We start from the raw sequence: 896 nt of genomic DNA on the forward strand, positions 1-896 counted from the left end.
GGCCTGATGCGCCCGGATCAGCGACCGCGCCAGATTCGGCGCACCCTGGGTGACGAGTTTCAACTCCTGGACGTTGAGGACGAGGTTCTCGAAAAGAGGATCGGCGAGAGCCTCTGTCAGGGCGGACAACAACCTGTCCCCTTCGCCCGACGACAGCTCGCTTACATTGATCTGAAATTTCTCGGCGAGCGCGACAAGGACGGCTGCCGACACCGGTCGCTGGTTGTTTTCGATCTGGTTCAGATAGCTGGTCGAAATGCCGATCCGTTCGGCGAACTGGGCTTGGGTCGCCCTGTTTGCTTCCCTGAGGTCACGCACCTGGCGTCCGATGAAGAGCTTACCTGCCGCCATGTTTGCATCTTTGCAAAAGAGGAGTTTGCATTTTTATAGTTTACTCAACGGTGCACGATCAAGTGTTTTGTGAACCCCGTCCCTTCGCTACAACACCGCAATATCAAGGCATTTTCGAAGGACATGAGATGCGATCCGTTCTTGAACAGCTAGAATCGCGGCGGGCAGAGGCAAGGCTGGGTGGCGGCCAGAAACGCATCGACGCCCAACACGCCAAGGGCAAGCTGACGGCCCGTGAAAGGATCGAGGTGCTGTTGGACGAAGGGTCGTTTGAAGAATACGACATGTACGTCGTCCATCGGGCCGTCGACTTCGGCATGGCAAGCCAGAAAATCGCTGGCGACGGTGTCGTCACCGGCTGGGGAACGATCAACGGCCGGCAGGTCTATGTTTTCTCCCAGGACTTCACCGTCCTTGGAGGATCGCTTTCCGAAACGCACGCGCAGAAAATCTGCAAGATCATGGACATGGCGCTCAAGAACGGCGCGCCTGTCATCGGCCTCAACGATTCCGGCGGCGCGCGGATCCAGGAAGGCGTCGCATCG

General features: G+C 57.9%; 2 protein-coding genes. One reads left to right on the plus strand and one right to left on the minus strand.

The window, feature by feature from the left end; genetic code table 11:
- On the minus strand, nt 1–351 hold a 351-nt coding region (locus AC1D35_RS36435; RefSeq protein ID WP_477942904.1), incomplete at its 3' end, for a helix-turn-helix domain-containing protein.
- A gap of 128 nt (nt 352–479) precedes the next feature.
- Here AC1D35_RS36435 and AC1D35_RS36440 point away from each other — a divergent pair.
- Nucleotides 480–896 (plus strand): carboxyl transferase domain-containing protein (locus AC1D35_RS36440; RefSeq protein WP_477942906.1); only part of this gene is annotated, 417 nt, incomplete at its 3' end.

This window comes from Rhizobium sp. P1_E6 (genome assembly GCF_056405875.1).